The following is a 17,655-nucleotide window of genomic DNA, read 5'->3' as shown; positions in this document are numbered from 1 at the left end:
TATGTGAAGATATTCACAACGGGAAGAATGTCAAGATCTTGAACCTATCTCTAAGTGCTTGAAAAGCTGCTAACTAGAAGAGGCGCCGCGAGATTTCGCGGCGCCTTCGGCGGAGTGAGCAAACGCTTTCTTCGTGAAGGGTGCTAGCGGGGGAGCTCCGGCCCGATCAGACCCACGCGCAGATCCATGGAGGTGTGGGTCCTTGGCTGCCGGTCGAAGAGGGTGGCGCAGGCCTGCCAGCGCTCGCGAACGTCGTAGCGCAGGGCGGCGGCGAGGACGTCCCGGTCGGTGGACTCGGCCAGCGACGCCGCGTGGAAGGCGTACTCGGGACGTCCCGCGTCCAGGCGCAGCGCGGCGAGGTCCAGGGCGAGCGGCAGGTGACGGAACCCGCGTCCCTCGAGCGCCGTGGAGAGCGAGTCCAGGTCGCGGGCGAACTCCGCGGGCCGGAAGCCGGCGCCGAAGATGGCCAGCGCGAAGAGCAGCGCGAGTCCGTAGCGGTCGGCCGGGATGGTCCGCGGTCGGCGCTCGGCGGCGCCGAGCAGGCGCGCCCCGTCCAGGGCAGTACCCACCCAGAAGAGCAGGCCGAAGGCCGCGGCGACCACGGTCCCTCCCAGCCACAATTCCATGGAGAGCGGCAGGGGCGTGCGGGCCCGCAGGCCGAGATCCACGCCCTGGAAGCGCATGAAGCCTCCCAGCGCCACCAGCGCGTGAACGGTGAGCCCCGCGCCCAGCAGGGCCAGCGCCGCGCGACGCACCCGCCCGGCCACCATGAGGCCGAGTCCCGGCACGAGCAGGCCGAGCCCCGCCACGGCCGGCATGCTGCGCATCCAGCCCGGCAGCTTCTCGGGCAGGAAACGCCGGTCGCCCGCGGCCAGACGCAGCTCGCGGCACCAGGCCAGCAGGAAGATCAGCGCGCTGACCGCGCTCACGGTCAGCCGCAGCCCGGCGGCCACGTGCGCCGCGACCGGGGGCAGTTGCAGCACGAGCCAGACGACCCCGGCCGCCAGGGCGAGGACGGCGCCGATCTGGTCCTGCAGGGTGGAGCGGCCGAGCAGCGTGCCCGCCGGCCCCAGTCCGTAGGCGCGCGCCAGGAGCCGCAGCGGCCTGGGTTCGGGCTTGCGACGGCGGGCCACGAGCGGCGCGGCCTGCAGCCGGTGCCCGGGCGCCTCGGGGCCCGTCTCCTGGGGGAGGACTGGCGCGGCGTCCTCCGGGATGATCCAAACCTGCCGCTTGCTGTCGCTGGGCGCCATGGGATGCCTCCGTGTGCTCGATGGGGGGTCGGTCGCCTACGATTGCGCGGGGGCAAGGGGCATGCCCTCCAGGGGGCGCCGCCCTGCGCCGCGCTCGGGAAGGACGGGCGCAGGTCCCCGTGTGCAGACTGCGCCGCCCGGCCCCGGCCTTCCGCAGTTGAGCGATGCCCCGCCAGACCGCATACTCCCCGGGTCCGTCCGCGCCCGCCCGGCGGGCCCCGTGAGTCTCGTCCGCAAGCCGCTTCAGGACAACGGCTTGCGGGTGAGAGCCGCGCGGGATCCAGGAGACCGTCTCGCGGCTTAAACGCCAGGGCGCCGCCGGCGTCCAAGTCACCGGAGAACGATGGTGAGCCGTTACGAGGACATGGACGATCACGAACTCGCGCGGCGCTTCCTGGACGGTGAGCGATGGACCTTCGACGTACTGATGCAGCGCCACGAGCGACGGATCCATCGACTGGCCCTGGGGATGCTGGGCGACGCGGACGCGGCGGACGACGTCACGCAGGAGACCTTCATCAAGGCCTTCCGCTCGCTGGCGAGCTTCCAGTTCCGTTCGCAGTTCGGCACCTGGCTGCATCGCATCGCGGTGAACCTCTGTCTCAGCCGCCTGCGCTCGTCGCGGCGGCATCCGCTGGTGGCCCTGGGCGACGTGGTCCGCAGCCTGCGCTCGGGACGGGGCCGGCCGGCCGAGGACCTGGCGCGCAAGGACCTCGCGGCGCGCATCGAGGCCGCCGTGGCCGCGCTGCCGCCGAAGCAGCGGGCGGTGTTCCTGCTGCGGCATCGCGAGGGACTGGCCTACGCGGAGATCGCCGCGGCGCTGGACCGCAGCGAGGGCGGCGTGAGAGCCAACTACTTTCAAGCGCTGCAGAAGCTCAAACGGGAGCTGAGTGACCATGAAGACGCGCTCGACGACCCCAGCTAGCTGCCCCTCCTGGCGTCAGGGACTGCTCGACGCCCTCGAGGGCCGCCTCGGCCCGCAGCTCCGCGAGGCGCTGGCCGAGCATCTCGCGCACTGCGAGGGCTGCGCGGCGGAGCTGGAGTCCCTGCGAGACACGCTGGGCACGCTGGACGCCTACCGCGCCCCCGAGCCCGACGAGGACTACTGGCACGGGCTGCACGCGCGGGTGCGTCGCGCGCTGGACGAAGCGCCCGCCCCGCGCCGCTCCCTCTTCGCGCCGCGTCCCGCCTGGGGCGGCGTGGCCGCGCTGCTGCTCCTGGTGGCGGCCCTGGGCTGGTGGATGGATCGCGGGCCGCGTCCCACCGACGGCGCGACCTGGCTGGCGCGCATGCAGGCGGCCAGCCGCAGCGAACTGCGGGCGGACCTGCTGGCGGACGCCGGCACGGTGAACGCGGTCGTCGACGAGGAAGCCGCGCAGGCTCCCGACGAGGACCTGATGCTCGAGGATCTCACGGCCGCGGAGCTGGACGAGCTCTACGCGCGCCTCGAAGGCCTGAACGGCTGAGCGGGGAGGTACACCATGCGGAGACTCGGATTCATCCTCATCGCCCTGAGCGCACTGACGGCGGCGCTGCCGGCGCTGGCCGACGGCGAGCTGGGGCGGGAGGAAGTGCGGGAGCGCATCCGCAGCGTGAAGTCCTGGGAGCTGGTGCGGGACCTGGGTCTCGACGAGCGGACGGCCCAGAGCTTCGTGCCCGTCTTCGAGGATTACGACCGGGTGCGCGGCAAGCTGAAGCACCAGCGCCGCGGCCTCGAGCGCACGCTCGAGGAGCTGGTCAAGGACAGCACGGGCAACGCCCCGCGGATCCGCAGCGTCATGCTGGACATGCGCGGCATCGACGAGCGCCTCCAGCAGAACGAGACGGATTTCCGCGGCCGCGCCTTCCCGCTGCTCAGCGTGGAACAGCAGGCGCGCTTCGAGCTCTTCGAGAAGCGCTGGAGCACGCGGCTCAAGGAGTTGATCAAGGAGATCCGGCAGGAGCGGGAGCAGAATGCGCCGCCCGCGCCCGGTCCGGACGCCAAAGCACGGTCGCGGGGGCGCGGCTAGCATGACCCACCGGGGAAAGGAGGTCGTCGCCATGCGTACGAGACGTCCACTGAACAGAACCTGGATCGCCGTGACGGGCCTGATCCTGCTCCCCCTGCTCGGCGGCTGCCGCTCGGGGCACGTCACCGGATCCTACGACCGGCTGCCGGCGCCGTCGGGGGTGTACTCCGTGACCGGCGACGGCGAGATCGCGCTGTACTGGGACGACGTCCACGACGCGGACCTGTCCGGCTACAGCGTCTACCGCAGCCTGCACGCCGACGGGCCCTACTCGCGCATCGGCTACAGCGTGGACAACGGCTACCTCGACGAGCGGGTGAGCAACGGCATCACCTACTTCTACGCGGTGGCCGCCTACGACTGGCGCGGGCGCGAAAGCGAACTGAGCTACGAGACGGTCTTCGACACCCCGCGGCCCCACGGCATCGTGACGGTCGAGGACTACGACAGCCTCGCCGGCGTGGACTTCTCGGCCTACGGCACGACGCAGATGACGCTGCCCTGGGACGATCCCTACGCCGACATGTACCTGTTCTGGGCCGGCGACCACTACGCCATGCAGAGCACCGACGTGATGATCGGCCAGGACGTCTACGGCACCGACCTGCAGGACGCCGGCTGGGTGTCCAGCCTCGGCGAGATCGGCTGGGCGCCCGAGGGCGGCTGGACCACGGATCACGCCGACGAGGTGGCGCTGGCCCAGGGCCACGCCTACCTGGTCTGGACCTGGGACAACCACTTCGCCGCTTTCCGCGTGCGTGAGCTGGGCTACGACTACGTCGTGCTGGACTGGGTTTACCAGCCCGCCGAGGGCAATCCCGAACTGGACGTGATCGCCGGCGGCACCGGCGGCCGCTCCGCCACCCTCGCCAAGTCGCCGCGTGGCGCCGGGGCGATCGCCAAGAAAACACTCGGGAGCCGCGGGCAGCGCGGTTCCGTCGCCGGCAGCGCCGGCGAGAGCCGATAGGCAAGGAGGTGCTGCCATGACCGCCACCAAGACACTGACACTCGCACTGGTCACCGCGCTCCTGGGCGCGGGGCCGACCCTGGCCGCCACGGTGACTCCGCACGACGCGCCGCCCGCCGATCCGGTGGAGATGGACGTCTGGCTCGACCACGAGGACGGCGCCGTCTACCGCGACGGCCAGCGCCTGCAGATCGAGTTCCGCACCAGCGCGGACGCCTACGTGGCCATCTACAACGTGGACAGCATGGGGGAGGTGAACCTTCTCTACCCGCGCTACGGCGACACGCAGTGGGTGCCGGGCGGCCGCGTGCTGAGCATCCCTGCGCAGAACGCCGGCTACGACCTGGTCGTGGACGGACCCAAGGGCATCGAGTACGTGGTGGGCGTGGCCTCGCGCTACCCGCTGCAGCTCTCGGTGCTGGAGCCGGACACGTCCAACTGGAACAAGCCGGCCGGACTCGGGCTGCGCATCACGGGCGACCCCAGCGACGCGATCTGGGAGATCAACGAGCAGCTCACCTGGAACGGCGAGGGCCGCGAGCCCGAGGGCTATGCCAGCGACGTCGCCTACTTCTACACTCGCGAGCAGGTGCCCTACCCGCGCTATCTCGTCTACGACTGGTATCCCGAGCGCTACTGGGACCCGTACTGGGATCCCTACGTGAGCGTCCACCTGTGGTTCGACTGGCACTGGAACAACCACTGGTGCTCCGCGCGCTGGTATCACTGGGGCCACCGGCCGTCCTACGACCACTGGTATCGGGTGAGCGACCACGGGCCGCGGGAGCGCTGGAAGAGCGTCCACGAGGTGTACAAGCCCAGCGACTTCGTGCGCAGCAAGCCCACGCGGCCGCCGGTCGCCCTGCGCGACGAGCCCCGCAGCGGCAAGCCCACCCGGGCGCCGAGCGTGGTGCGTCCGCCGCGGGTGCCCAGCTCGCGCGGGGACATCCGCGTGGATGACCGCCCCAGCCGCAACGAGGACCGGACGAGCACCCGGACCAGCCGCAAGGGCGACCGTCCCAGCGCGCGCCCCGACAAGCCGCGCGAGGAGTCCAAGCCCAAGGCCCGGCCCGAGAAGCCGCGCGAGGAGTCGCGTCCCAAGGCCAAGCCCGAGTCGAAGCCGGAGCCCAAGCCGCAGGCGAAGCCCGAGCAGCGCCAGGAGCGCAAGCAGGAGTCCAAGCCCGCGAGCAAGCCCGAGCAGAAGCCGGACTCGCGCCCCAAGCGCCGTTAGTCCTGCCGCCGCGCTAGTCAGCGGCAGAAGCGAACAGCCCTCGTCCTGCTGGACGGGGGCTGTTTTGATCGGGGCAGGTCAGGCCTTCGGCAGGCTCTCGACGAGCATCATGGCGTTGCCGTCGGGATCGAAGAAGGTGGCGAGCTTCACCATGTTCGGGATCTCCACGGTGTCGCCGTCGAAGCGCACCTGCCTGGCCTCGAGCGCAGCGCGCGCCTCGGCGATGTCGAGCACGCCCCAGACGGGAACGGACCCGCCGCCGGGCTTCACTTCCTCCCGCACCCCGAGACCCACGGTGATGTTCTTGTCGGGGCCCTGCAGCTCGCACCAGCCCATGTCGTCGAGACGGTAGAGCAGGGTGAAGCCCAGCACCTGCTGGTACCAGTCGATGGCGGCGTCGAGGCTGGTGACGCCGAAGGACAGCGTCACGTCGCCCTTGTAGCGGATGGCTGCGCTCATGGTCTCGGATCTCCTTGGCGAGGGGTTTTCCCTTGGCGGGATGCTCGGTGAGGTGTAGGATTAGTATAGCAGCTATAAAAACAAGGTCAAGCGGAAAGCGATCACGTGCCCTACCCCAAGCCCGTGCCCCAGAGGCTCGTCACCCTTTGCCACCGCCGCTGGGCGCTGCCACTGCTGGCGGCGCTGCACGCGCGGGGCGGGGCGCGCTTCGTCGAGCTGCAGCGCGGCGTGGGCGTGAGCGCGCAGCCGCTTCGCGACAATCTCGACGCGCTCATCGACGGGGGCTGGCTGGCACGCCATGGCGGGCACGGCCACCCGCTGCGACCCGAGTACGTGCTCACGCCCGCGGGCAGGCCGATGGCCGCCGCGGCCGCGTCACTGCTGTCCGTCGCGGAGCCCGCGGGCCAGGTGGACGTCCTGACGCGCAAGTGGACCCTCCCCCTGATCGCGGCTCTCGCGGCGGGCGAGGCGCGTTTCGCTGCGCTCGCCGCCGCTCTCGGCGGCGTCAACCCGCGCGCGCTGACGCTCGCGCTGAAGCAGCTCGTGGCCGCGGGGCTGATCAGCCGTCACGTGAGCGCGGGGCACCCGCCGGCCGTGAGCTACGCGCTGGCGCGGCGCGCCGAAGCCCTGCGGCCGGGGCTCCGTGCGCTGCTGCGGGCGCTCGCGCGCTAGCAGCACGAACACGCCCCCGGGGGCGGGTCGCGCCGCTTCCCCACTCCGCCCCCGGGGGCGAGTAGGCCCGCCGGGTCTTGATTCTCCGGCAGCCGGCGCCGCTCGGTCCCGCCGGCGGGGTTCGGGCCGCGCACCATTGCGGACAGAGGGGCCTCTCGGGTCTTGCGCATGGATCAAATGTATAGTATTCTGGGCCTGCCGTCAAGGGGGGAGCGCGGCGAATGTCGTAGCTGGTCGGGGGTGCGCGCAGGGCTCGGCAGCGCGGTGGCCACGCGACTCGACCCGCCCCCGGGGGCGGATCGGGCCACGAAAACGCCCCGACCCAACGGGCCGGGGCGCAGATCTTGTCGGTGGGTCGCGCTGCGGCGCTAGGGCTGCAGGGGAGGATCCACCATGTCCCACTCGAAGCCGGGGTAGCCGGCGTCGCCCGCGGGGTTGCGGAAGGTCGTCATGCGCAGCTTGTAGTAGTTGCCGTCGACCGCGTGAACCACGTAGTAGCGGTCCGGGTTGATGCTGAAGATGTGGTCGGGCGGGCCGCTGTAAGTGTACCAGCCGCCGGCGACGTCGAAGGCGAGGTCGCTGGCGCCGTCGGTGGCGTAGCTGCCGGCCGGGGCCTGGGTGAGGGCGTCATAGCCGGCGTCGTCCATGGCCATGACCTCGACGCCGCCCGTGCCGTTGGCGCCGCCATTGAGCGCGACGCTCGCGTAGCTGAAGGCCAGGTCGTACTCGTCGGAGTCGGCCGGGTTCGCGGGCGTCGCCTCGAGGCCGCTGCCGAAGCTGAAGTAGACCCACGCGCTCGGCGACGTGGCCGCCACGAGGGTCTGGTACTCGATGTTGCCGACCTGGGCCGTCATCACCGGGAAGTCGCCCGCGATGGGCGCCCAGGTGAAGGTGGGGTAGCCGGGCGTGCCGGCGCCGTCGACGAAGGCCGTCATCTGGAACTTGATGTAGCTGCCGTCGGTCAGGCGCAGGACGTAGTAGCGATCGGCGTTGATGCTGAAGTCGTGGTCGGGCGGGCCGCTGTACGTGTACCAGCCCTGGCCGGTGTTGAAGCACTGGCCGGGGTCGTCCTCGCCGCTGTCGGTGAGATAGACCGCGTTGGGCGCGGCGGTGAGGGCGGCGAAACCGGCGTCGTCGTAGGCCACGATGCCCACGCCGCCGGTGCCGTTGGCGCCGCCGTTCACGAGGATGTTGGCGAACTTGAAGGCCATGTCCCAGTCCGCGCTGTTCTCGGGCGTGTCCGGCGTCGTCTCCTCGCCCGTGGCGAAGCTCAGGTAGACGTAGTGGTCAGCGTCGAGATAGCCGGCGTCGACGACGGTGGTGAAGGTGCCATCGCCGTTGTCGGTGGTGGTGATCGCGGGGTTGGTGTTGTTGTTGTCGCCCGTGGGGCCGAGCGAGTCGTCGCTGCAGCCCATGCTCAGCACGGTGAGCATCAGGAGAAGCGGCAACAGGCGGACGAGCTTCATCGGTGGCTCCTTTCGGAGGTGGTGAGGTCTAGCGTTCACGAGTGGTTGCGACGAATGTGGAATCCCGCGAAGAGACGTCGCGGCGGGACCCGCAGGTAGTCGTGGTCGCCGGCGTCGGTGACGTTGTTCATCCCGAACGACAGACCCAGGTGCGTGCCCAGGTTCTTGCGCAGGCGCAGGTCGAGCAGGGCGTAGGGATCGGCCTTGGTGGTCTCGACGCCGCTGGTCTCCTCCGTGAAGGCGCGCGAGCCCACGAGCGAGGCGCGCAGGGAGAGGTCGGCGTCCAGGCGCACGAAGCGATAGTCCAGGTTCACGGTGCCGCGGTGGCGGGGGCGGCCGTCGAGGATGGACCCCGTGTCCTGATCGCGGCTGTCGAGGAAGGCGTAGCTGAGCTCGCACTCGAGCGGCGGCAGCGGGCGAAGGCGCAGCGTCGCCTCGGCGCCGCGGATCGTGGCGCGCGCGACGTTCACGTAGACGGCCTTGTTCAGGCCGCCGACGAGCTCGTCGGTGATCAGGCCCTGGATGAGATTGTCGAAGTCGTGATAGAAGCCGTTCACCGAGAACCAGAAGCCCTGGTTGCTGCGCCACTCGAGGCCGAGGTTCGCGCTGCGGCTGACCTCGGGCTCCAGGTCCGGGTTGCCGTAGACCACGTAGCCCACGGCCGGGTGCGCGAAGTAGACGTAGAGCTCCTTGAAGTCGGGGGCGCGGAAGCCTTCGCCCACGCCGCCGCGCAGGATCAGCGACTCGGTGAGGTCGCGGCGGAGGCTGAGCTTCGGCGTGAAGTGCGAGCCGAACTGCGAGTCGTAGTCCATGCGCAGGCCGCCGATGAGCTTGAACTGGCCGCGGTCGCCGTGTTCCCACTGGTCCTGCAGGAAGACGCCGAGGCGCTCGCGGTCGCTCTGGCCGTCTTCGAGGCGCTCGGTCTCGATCCACTCCTGGAAGGCCTCGACGCCCGTGGAGAGCAGGTTGCGCGCCGGCAGCAGGCGGTCGTGCTGCGCGGAGCCGTGCAGCAGGCGCTGGCGCGTCTCCTGGTACTGGTCCAGTTCGTTGGAGAGGCGCTGGTCTTCGAGGTACTGGTCCAGGTAGAAGCTGAACTGCAGGCTGGCGCGGGTGCGGTTGCCGCTGGCGGCGTGGATGTCCGGGCCCATCGAGACGCTGAAGACCTCGGTGCTGTTGCTGCGATCGAAGACGGCGGGCGAGGCGGTGGTGCCGCCGTCGATGCCGTTCTGATCGCGGGAGATGTAACTCGCCTGCCCCTTGAACTTGCTGCGCTCGCCGAGCTGCCACTCGCTGTGGTTGGCGAAGCTCAACTCCTTGAAGCCGTCGACGCTGGTCTCGGGGTCGGCCGTGTTGATGTCGTAGGGGTCGGCCTCGTCCCAGCTGCCGGTGAAGCGGCTGGTCCAGGCCTTGCCGCGGTAGCCGAGACTCGCGCCCAGGTCGCGGTTGCCGCCCTCGCCGAAGTCGCCGTGGAAGTCCATCTCCAGCGGGTGGCGGCTGCCACGGGTGATGATGTTGATCACGCCGCCGATGGCGTCCGCGCCGTAGAGCGCCGACTGGTTGCCCTTGACCACCTCGATGCGCTCGATGTTGTCCGTGGCGTAGCGCGACAGGTCGATCACGCCGCCCTTGCGGCCGAGGACGCGCTCGCCGTCCACCAGCACCAGCACGTACTCGCTGCCCAGGCCCTGCAGCTGCACGCCGCTGCCGAAGATGCTGTGGCTCACCACCACGCCGGCCTGCTTGTCGAGGAAGTCGGCCAGGTCCACGGCGCCGGAGCGCTCGAGATCCTCGCGCTGGATGAGCTCGGTGGCCACGGTCACGTCCGCCAGGCGCTGCTCCGTGCGCGAGCCCGTGACCACCACCGTGTCGAGCTGGTACATGGGGATGTAGGTGCTGTCGTCCAGGGCCACGTAGTCGGACCGCGTGGGCGACGGGGCCGGCAGCGAGTCGCCGTCGGCGTTGGCCGCGAGGGCGGTGGCGGGAAGCAGCGTGAGGAGGACGGGGAGCCAGCGTCGCGCGTTCATGGTCACCTGCCGCGGGAGGGTAAATCGGAGAACCGCGGCAGGAATCTATGTTAATGGCGTTTGGCGGTTGTCACTGGGCTGTCACAATTCCGGTCTGAATCGGCGAAAATGTGATTTCGAAAACCCGAAACTGCTGGCCTCACTCACCGCCGGCGGGCACGCAAAGCGCGCGTAGGGCGGGAGCTAGGGGACGCGCCTCGCGCGCGCGGTAGTCGAAGCAGACGAGCCCCGTCTCAACTATAGCGACGGGGGCGCGGTCGCCGACTCGCGTGACCCGCGTGCAGAGCCGGAAGCCCAGACGGCCGGGCTCGCGGGCGGCCATGTCGAAGCGGAGGACGTCCCCGGCAAAGGCCTCGCCCTGGTAGACGACCGCCGCGTCGGCCATGATCAGGCTGGCGCCGCCGGCGTCCAGCTCGCTGAGACCGGCCGCGGCGAGAAAGGCCACGCGCGCCTCGTGGACCAGGGCCAGCAGGCGGTCGTTGCCCAGGTGCCCGCCGTAGTTGAGGTCGGTGGTGCGCACGGTGAGCTCGCAGTGGAAGTCGTAGGCGGCGAGCGGCTGGAGCTGAAGGCGGGGCATGGCGACCTCCGGGTCGGGATGCCCCAGTCAAGCATGCGCAGGGGCCGGCGGCAAGGCCGGGCCGGCTTGCCTCGCCCGGCGCTGGCGGGTAGACTGACCCTCCCCTCCAACGCACAGGAGCCACGAATGTCGACACACGACAGCCACGCGCCCGGCACCTTCTGCTGGGTCGAGCTGGCCACCAGCGACGGCGACGCCGCCAAGAAGTTCTACCTCCCGCTCTGCGGCTGGAAGCATCGCGACGACCCCATGGGCCCGGACGCGGTCTACACCATGCTGATGGTCGGCGACCGCCACCTCGGCGCGCTCTACACGCTGAACGAGCAGATGCGCCAGCAGGGCATCCCGCCGCACTGGGGCAGCTACGTGAGCGTTGCGGACCTGGACGCCAGCGCGGCCAAGGTGACGTCCCTCGGCGGCAAGCTGCTGCTCGCGCCCATGGACGTCATGGAGTTCGGCCGCATGGCCACCCTGCAGGATCCCACGGGCGCGGTGCTGAACCTGTGGCAGCCGAAGCAGCACATCGGCGCGCAGGTGCTGAACGAGCCGGTGTCGCTGTGCTGGAACGAGCTCATGACCACCGACACCGACGCCGCCGAGGCCTTCTACCGCGGCCTCTTCGACTGGGGCGCGAAGACCAGCAACGTGCCGGGCATGAAGTACACCGAGTTCACGCAGGGCGATCGCTCGGTGGCCGGCATGATGGCCATCGGTCCCGAAATGGGCCCGGTCCCGCCGAACTGGATGCTCTACTTCGCCGTCGCGGCCGTGGACGACTTCGCCAAGACGGCGGGCGAGACCGGCGCCAAGCTGATCGTGCCGCCGCAGGACATCCCCAAGGTCGGACGCTTCTCGGTGATCCAGGATCCCCAGGGCGCGGTCTTCGGCGCCATCACCCTGACCGGCGCCTAGCGCCGCGCGAACGCAGGGGGGACGGGCATGTGGCAGGACGTGCTGCGGATCGTCGGCCTGATCGGGCTCGATCTGGGGCTCGTGGTCTGCCTGCTGCTCGTCCCCCTGGGCGTGCCGGGGAACTTCATCATGATCGGCCTCGCGCTGCTGGCGGCGTGGATCGGCGGGTTCCAGTCCATCGGCTGGCTGGCGCTGGTGCTGATGCTCGCGGCGGCGGTGCTCGGCGAGGTGGTGGAGGCGCTGCTGGGCTCGGCGATGGCGCGGCGCTTCGGCGCGTCGTGGTGGGGCGTGGGCGGCGCGTTCGTGGGCGGGATCGTCGGCGCGATGCTCGGGTCGGCGGTGATCCCGCTGCTCGGAACGCTGGTGGGGGCCTTCCTCGGCGCGGCCGCCGGCGCGGTGGCGCTGGAGGCCTGGCACGCGCGCAAGGTGGACCAGGGCGCGCTGCGCGCCGGCTGGGGCGCCTTCCTGGGCAAGCTGCTCGCGTCGCTGTTCAAGATGTCCATCGGCATGGGCATCGCCGCGTGGATCGTCCTGCGCACGCATTGATAGCCGATCTCCCCTGACGCCCCGCCTCCCAACTGCTATACTGATACGTGGTGAGCACCGGGAGGGAAGCCGTGGCCAGAGTCGCCTGCCTGTTAATTGCCTTCGGCGCCATTGCCGCCGGCGCAGCCCAGGCCGCGACTCTCACCGTCCAGGCCGACGGCCTCGGCGACTACCCGACTATCCAGGCGGGCGTCGACGCAGCGTTGCCTGGAGACACCGTGCTTCTTGCGCCTGGGGTGTACATGGGCGGCGGCAATGTGAACGTCAGCTACCTTGGCAAGGGCATTACCGTGACCTCGGAGGACAGCGATCCCGCGACCTGTATCATCGACTGTCAGGCGGAGGTACGCAGTCCGGCACGTGGATTCACATTCGACTCTGGCGAAGACGAAAGCGCAGTTCTGTCCTGTGTGACAGTCCGAGAGGGGATGCAACTCGGTGGTGCCGTCTACTGTGAGGGCTCAAGCCCGACCATTGAACGCTGCATCTTCCTGAACAACACTGCAACAGATGTCGCCAGTTACTACCTGGGCGGGGCGCTGATGTGCTACATGGCCGCGCCACTGATCCGCGACTGTGAGTTCATCGGCAACGAAGCCATCTGGGGCGGTGCCATTGGCGGCCTCTCGTCTACTGTGCATGTCCTCGACTGTGGGTTCGAAGGGAACACAGGCGGATTGGGAGGGGCCTTTTACCTTGACCACGACCAAGGTTCCAAGATCCAAGGTTGCTCGATCAATGGAGGGAGTGCCGATTTGGGTGCCGGGCTCTGGATAAGGGATGCTACGGGTACGACCATAAGTGAGACCATGTTTTTGGACAATGTCGCGGAGTTGGGTGGCGGGGCGATCCGATGCCAGTTTGGCGGGGACGCCGTCGTCTCCCAGTGTCTCATCAGTAGCAACTCCGCAACTCAGTACGGCGGCGGAATCTCCTGCTTCAAGTCTTCGCCGAGGATTGTGGCCAGCACAATTGTTGAAAACTTCTCTGCCCTTGGCGCAGGGCTATCCGTGGCCGGAGACAGCACCACGGTCGCGGAGATGTGCGTGATCGCGTTCAACGCTGGCGGAAGCGGGCTCCACGGGATCAACGGGGCTAGCGTAGCGATGTCCTGCTCAGACGTCTTCGGCAATGAAGGTGGAAATGTCGGCGGTGAATTGAGCGACCAGACGGGTCTCTACGGAAACATCAGTGAGAATCCGCTCTTCTGTGACTTCGATGACAGGAACTTCACGCTAGCAGAAGGCTCACCCTGCCTTCCCGGGGGCAACGACTGCAGCGTGCAGATAGGCGCCTTCGGGATGGGCTGCACGTGGACAGGTGTTGAAGAAGCCTCGCCACCATACCCGATGCTCGGCGCCAACTACCCCAACCCCTTCAACCCCAGCACGACGATCCCCTTCAGCCTGGATGCACCGGCAACCGTCAGCGTGTCGGTCCTCGATGTGACCGGGCGCCTCGTGACAACCCTGGCTCGCGAGCAGGACTACCCGGCCGGTCGCCATGAGCTGCTTTGGGCCGGGCGGGATGGTGTTGGGAGGGCGATGCCGTCAGGCGTCTACCTCTACCGCCTAGAGACGCCAGCTGGGGCCACGGCCAGGCCGATGCTGCTGGTGAAGTGAGGAGTCTGACTATGCGCCGATGCTCAGTTGCGCTTGTTGTTCTCCTGGTGGCGCTGCCTGCCGCAGCCGCCACGATCCACGTGCCAGCAGATCAGGCCACGATCCAGGCGGCCATCGACGCTGCATCCGCGGGCGACACGGTGCTGGTGGCGCCGGGTACCTATAGCGGCACCGGGAATACCCACCTCTTCATGCCCGAGCACGACCTCGTGTTGCGCGCCGCAGCTGGGCCCGATTCAACTGTCATCGACGGGGAGTTCTCCCGCGACGGAATCAACTACACCGGCGGAGTGAGCCGGGCTTCGCGCCTGGAAGGCTTCACCTTCCTGCATTGCTACTCGCCGCTAGAGGGTGGGGCGATGGTCGCCTTGGCGGGGTCCTCTCCCGTGGTGGCCGATGTCGTCTTCCGGGAGAACGTCGCCGGACAGTTCTGGTCCGTCGGCGGGGCGGTGGCGTGCCAGAGCAGTTCTCCCCTCTTCATCGATGTCGCGTTCATCGGCAATGTATCCGACATTGGCGGGGGAGGAGGAATGTACTTTGAGGGCGGGTCATCTCCGGACCTCGTCCGCGTGCTCTTTCGCGAGAATGTCAGCTATGGCCCAGGTGGAGCCCTGGCGGCCTACTATCCGGGCACCGTAAGCCTGAAAGACTGCCGCTTCGAATCGAACGCGGGCGACATCTTCTGTGAGGGCGGGAGCCTCGCAGTAACCAACTGCACATTCTCGAGAGGGTGGGCATATGCGGTCCATGTCGAATCGTCGACCTTGACAATGGTCGGGAACACGATCGCGGACTCGCGGCATACCGGCTCATTGGCCAGCGCTGTCATGCTCACCTACACCGGCCCGACCCTGTTGCGGCGAAACCTGATCGCCCGCAATGGCGGTTTGGCGGGCGTCTCGTGGAATGGCATCGGCCAAGTTCCCGGTATTGAGTGCAACGATGTCTACGGGAACGAACTTGGGGAGTACGGGGGAGAATTGAACGATCTGACCGGGCTCTTCGGCAACATCTCGGAGGATCCTGTCTTCTGCGGAGCGATCAACGACCCCGAATACTCGTACGAGTTGGAGGCCGGTTCGCCCTGCCTGCCTGACAACAACGGCTGTGGCGTGCTAATGGGCGCTCATGGTCAGGGGTGCGAGGTCGTCGATGCGGGCGAACCGGTCGGCCCGATGGGATTGCGATCGACCTGCCATCCCAATCCCTTCAATCCTCGGACGGAGATTCGCTTTGTCCTGGCATCCGATGAACGGGTCACTCTACAGATTCACGACTTCGCGGGCCGACTCGCGCGCACGCTGCTCGCGGATGTGCCCAAGTCTGCCGGTGAAGTCCGCATCGCGTGGGACGGCACGGACGACTCCGGACGCCTACTACCTAGTGGCGTGTACCTCTACCGTGTGCAGGCGGGAGAGCGCTCCACGCAGGGCAAGCTGATGTTGCTGAAGTGAGGATCTGATGCTGCAAAGGAGCACCTCGACGCTTGCGCCTGCCTGGTGGCGTTGCCGGTTCGAGTCCAGCATCGCTGACGGCCTCACGCTCCCAGCCTACCCGGCTGGAGAAGCCGGGAGAGACGGCCGCCAGGCCGATGCTGCTTGTGAAGTGAGGGAGGCGCCGTGATGCTGCGCAGCTGGCTCGCTATCGCCCTCCTCGCCGCGCTGCTGCCGGGCCAGGCGCAGGCCGCGACGCTAAGGGTGCAAGCGGATGGGCTGGGCGAGTACCCCACCTTGCAGACTGCCATAGATGCGGCGGCCGTTGGGGACACTGTCCTGGCCATGCCGGGGACCTACACGGGCGAGGGGAACAAGAACCTCGACTTTCAGGGGAAGGACCTCTGCCTGATCGGCGCCGGGGGGCCAGAGGAGACGATCATTGACTGCGAGTTCGAAGGGCGCGGCGCGTACTTTGGGAACGGTGAAAGCCGGGCAGCTGTGTTGCAAGGGTTCACAATCCGCAATGGACTCTCCATCGACGAGAGCAAAGGGGCGGGGATTCGCTGCGAGTCGGACCCCTCGCTCCTGGATCTTGTGATCGAGGATTGCCAGGCCAACTACACGGGCGGGCTCTCGATCAATTGGGGATCGCCGCTGGTCAAGGGTGTCTCGATCAGGGGCTGCAGCACCTCAGACTACGGCGGGGGTGCGATGGTATGTAATGGAAGTACCGCTGAGTTTGAGGACGTGGAGTTCGTGGGAAACACCGGTTTTTGCGGTGGCGGGGTGGAGGTCTGCAACTCGACGGTAGCTTTCCGGAATGTGGGCTTCGTTGGCAACGCGGCAGGATTCCAAGGGGGAGCGGCGCATTGCTCCGGTGGAACGGTCTTCGAGGACTGCACCTTCGTCGACAATCATTCAGGTCACTACGGCGGGGCTGTACGCGGTGGAGGCGTGACGTTGAATCGCTGCCTGTTTGTCGGCAACAGCACGGATGGCGTGGGCGGGGCCGTCTGTCTCCTGTGGGACTACGGCACTTCGATCGTCGATTGTGCATTCGTGGAGAATGCGGCGGCGGCTGGCGGGGCAATCTACATCGGTGAGGCCCCAAACCAGGGTCCGGTCAGCACCGTCATGGGATGCAGCTTTCGCGGCAATCTGGCCTCTGGCGGTGCAGGGAGCGCGGTGTGCGCCAACTGGGGTGGACTGCTGGCCATCCAGGGCAGCCTTCTGGCCTACAACCCCGGTGGCGTCGGCATTTACTCGAACCACGGCGCCGACATCGACCTGAGTTGCTGTGACGTGTACGGCAACACCCCGTGGAACTACGGCGGTGACCTGACCGATCAGACAGGTCTCGACGGGAACATCTCCCAGGATCCGCTCTTCTGCGTTGCCGAGGGGGAGGACCTCACCGTGGCGAGTCTGTCTCCCTGCCTGCCGGGGAACAACGACTGCGGCGTGCAGATGGGCGCCTTCGGGTTGGGCTGCACGTTGACAGGTGTTGAAGAAGCCTCGCCACCATACCCGATGCTCGGCGCCAACTACCCCAACCCCTTCAACCCCAGCACGACGATCCCATTCAGCATGGACGCGCCGGCTACTATCCGCCTGATCGTCCTCGACGTGACCGGGCGTCTTGTCACCACGCTGACAGACGGGCAGGCCTACTCTGCCGGGTCCCACGCCGTGCGCTGGGATGGACTCGACGCCGCGGGGCAGGCAATGCCGTCCGGCATGTACTTCTACCGCCTGGAGGTGCCTGCTGGCGCGACGGCCAGGCCTATGCTGTTGGTGAAGTGAGGCGAGCCCCGAGAGCTGGAGAAGTCGTTCCCTGGTGACCCTCTGGGGGGTGCGACACGTTGGCTGGGATTAGGGGAGTGCGATGCGACAGATGGCAGTTGTGCTCAGTACAACGCTGGGACTGTTGTGCCTGTTCGACTCCGTCTCCGCGCGGGCGGGGGAACCTGTGCGAGCCAACGACCAGCCATCACGCGCTGGCCGCACCTTCACCCCGCTTCGAGTCATGACTGGGCCAGGTCATGGCCTCGTGGTCAGGTCCTTCGATCTGCCCAGCCTGACTGACCACATCAAGCCTCCCCAGGCTGGAGTCAGTCGAGATGCGCACGCGTCGCTCTGCATGCCGTCTCACCCTTGGCCTCTTGGCCCTACGCCGCCAAACGCGTATCTTCGGGTCGATGCGAAGCGTGCTCTCCAGCTGCGGCTCTACTCCGACGCAGGGGTCCTTGTGGACCAGTTTGACCTCGGATCGGTCCCGGGCGGAATCTACACGTTGCAGTTCTGGGTGACCGGCGCGCCGGTCGGCCGGTCTTGGCTTGGCTTGATTGCGGACGGGCTTGGCGGCGACCTTGTCCCCGTCTATCCGCGCCAACTCCACGGCAACGGGGACTCCTGGATCGGGCCCAACGCCCACTAGCGGTTTGGTGGTTGATTGGGGTTGGGCCCGATGTTGCTGGTCAAGAA

The 17,655-nt window shown here is 68.2% G+C and carries 16 protein-coding genes; 11 read left to right on the top strand and 5 right to left on the bottom strand.

Annotated features, from left to right (window positions below):
- Positions 1-143: 143 nt before the first annotated feature.
- Entirely contained in the window at positions 144-1,250 is a 1,107-nt protein-coding gene (locus H6693_07990; protein MCB9516120.1) for a hypothetical protein, read from the bottom strand.
- Between the two features lie 346 nt (positions 1,251-1,596).
- On the opposite strand from H6693_07990, the gene H6693_07985 reads away from it, so the two are divergent.
- The 5 genes from H6693_07985 to H6693_07965 are packed head-to-tail and all read left to right on the top strand — an operon-like array spanning position 1,597 to position 5,457.
- Positions 1,597-2,175: an RNA polymerase sigma factor gene (locus tag H6693_07985; GenBank protein MCB9516119.1), complete on the top strand. Its 579-nt coding sequence runs from the start codon at positions 1,597-1,599 to the stop codon at positions 2,173-2,175.
- Positions 2,147-2,716, top strand: a complete 570-nt coding sequence (locus tag H6693_07980; GenBank protein MCB9516118.1) for a hypothetical protein — start codon at positions 2,147-2,149, stop codon at positions 2,714-2,716. Before H6693_07985 ends, H6693_07980 begins: the two co-directional genes overlap by 29 nt.
- Before the next feature lie 15 nt (positions 2,717-2,731).
- Positions 2,732-3,259 carry a hypothetical protein gene (locus tag H6693_07975; protein ID MCB9516117.1) on the top strand — a complete coding sequence of 176 codons (528 nt, stop codon included), beginning with the start codon at positions 2,732-2,734 and terminating at the stop codon, positions 3,257-3,259.
- Between the two features lie 31 nt (positions 3,260-3,290).
- Positions 3,291-4,226, top strand: coding sequence for a hypothetical protein (locus H6693_07970; protein ID MCB9516116.1), 936 nt, complete (start codon positions 3,291-3,293; stop codon positions 4,224-4,226).
- 16 nt (positions 4,227-4,242) lie between these two features.
- Positions 4,243-5,457 (top strand): DUF4384 domain-containing protein, encoded by a 1,215-nt coding sequence (locus H6693_07965; GenBank protein ID MCB9516115.1) that lies wholly within the window; start codon positions 4,243-4,245, stop codon positions 5,455-5,457.
- Positions 5,458-5,535: 78 nt separating this feature from the next.
- On the opposite strand, the gene H6693_07960 is transcribed toward H6693_07965, so the two are convergent.
- Positions 5,536-5,916, bottom strand: a complete 381-nt coding sequence (locus tag H6693_07960) for a VOC family protein (protein ID MCB9516114.1) — start codon at positions 5,914-5,916, stop codon at positions 5,536-5,538.
- Between the two features lie 123 nt (positions 5,917-6,039).
- Here H6693_07960 and H6693_07955 point away from each other — a divergent pair, with 123 nt between their 5' ends.
- Entirely contained in the window at positions 6,040-6,588 is a 549-nt protein-coding gene (locus tag H6693_07955; GenBank protein ID MCB9516113.1) for a winged helix-turn-helix transcriptional regulator, read from the top strand.
- Between the two features lie 368 nt (positions 6,589-6,956).
- On the opposite strand, the gene H6693_07950 is transcribed toward H6693_07955, so the two are convergent.
- The 3 genes from H6693_07950 to H6693_07940 all read right to left on the bottom strand — a co-directional run bounded on the left by H6693_07950 (position 6,957) and on the right by H6693_07940 (position 10,655).
- A complete protein-coding gene (locus H6693_07950; GenBank protein MCB9516112.1) occupies positions 6,957-8,054 on the bottom strand; it encodes an HmuY family protein in 1,098 nt (365 codons plus the stop codon).
- Between the two features lie 35 nt (positions 8,055-8,089).
- On the bottom strand, positions 8,090-10,078 hold the full coding sequence (locus H6693_07945; GenBank protein ID MCB9516111.1) for a TonB-dependent receptor: 1,989 nt from the start codon (positions 10,076-10,078) through the stop codon (positions 8,090-8,092).
- A 139-nt stretch (positions 10,079-10,217) separates the two neighbouring features.
- Positions 10,218-10,655, bottom strand: a complete 438-nt coding sequence (locus H6693_07940; protein ID MCB9516110.1) for a thioesterase family protein — start codon at positions 10,653-10,655, stop codon at positions 10,218-10,220.
- A 126-nt stretch (positions 10,656-10,781) separates the two neighbouring features.
- On the opposite strand from H6693_07940, the gene H6693_07935 reads away from it, so the two are divergent.
- The 5 genes from H6693_07935 (at position 10,782) to H6693_07915 (ending at position 16,974) form a co-directional block, all read left to right on the top strand.
- Positions 10,782-11,567: a VOC family protein gene (locus tag H6693_07935; protein MCB9516109.1), complete on the top strand. Its 786-nt coding sequence runs from the start codon at positions 10,782-10,784 to the stop codon at positions 11,565-11,567.
- A gap of 27 nt (positions 11,568-11,594) precedes the next feature.
- A complete protein-coding gene (locus H6693_07930) occupies positions 11,595-12,113 on the top strand; it encodes a DUF456 domain-containing protein (protein ID MCB9516108.1) in 519 nt (172 codons plus the stop codon).
- Positions 12,114-12,184: 71 nt separating this feature from the next.
- Positions 12,185-13,735, top strand: coding sequence for a T9SS type A sorting domain-containing protein (locus H6693_07925; protein ID MCB9516107.1), 1,551 nt, complete (start codon positions 12,185-12,187; stop codon positions 13,733-13,735).
- Between the two features lie 47 nt (positions 13,736-13,782).
- On the top strand, positions 13,783-15,189 hold the full coding sequence (locus tag H6693_07920; protein MCB9516106.1) for a T9SS type A sorting domain-containing protein: 1,407 nt from the start codon (positions 13,783-13,785) through the stop codon (positions 15,187-15,189).
- A 168-nt stretch (positions 15,190-15,357) separates the two neighbouring features.
- Positions 15,358-16,974, top strand: a complete 1,617-nt coding sequence (locus H6693_07915) for a hypothetical protein (protein ID MCB9516105.1) — start codon at positions 15,358-15,360, stop codon at positions 16,972-16,974.
- Positions 16,975-17,655: the final 681 nt, after the last annotated feature.

This window comes from Candidatus Latescibacterota bacterium, from assembly GCA_020633725.1.
GTDB lineage: Bacteria > Krumholzibacteriota > Krumholzibacteriia > JACNKJ01 > JACNKJ01 > VGXI01.
Note: the sequence above shows the minus strand (reverse complement) of the source record. Positions and strands in the feature narration are given on the sequence as shown.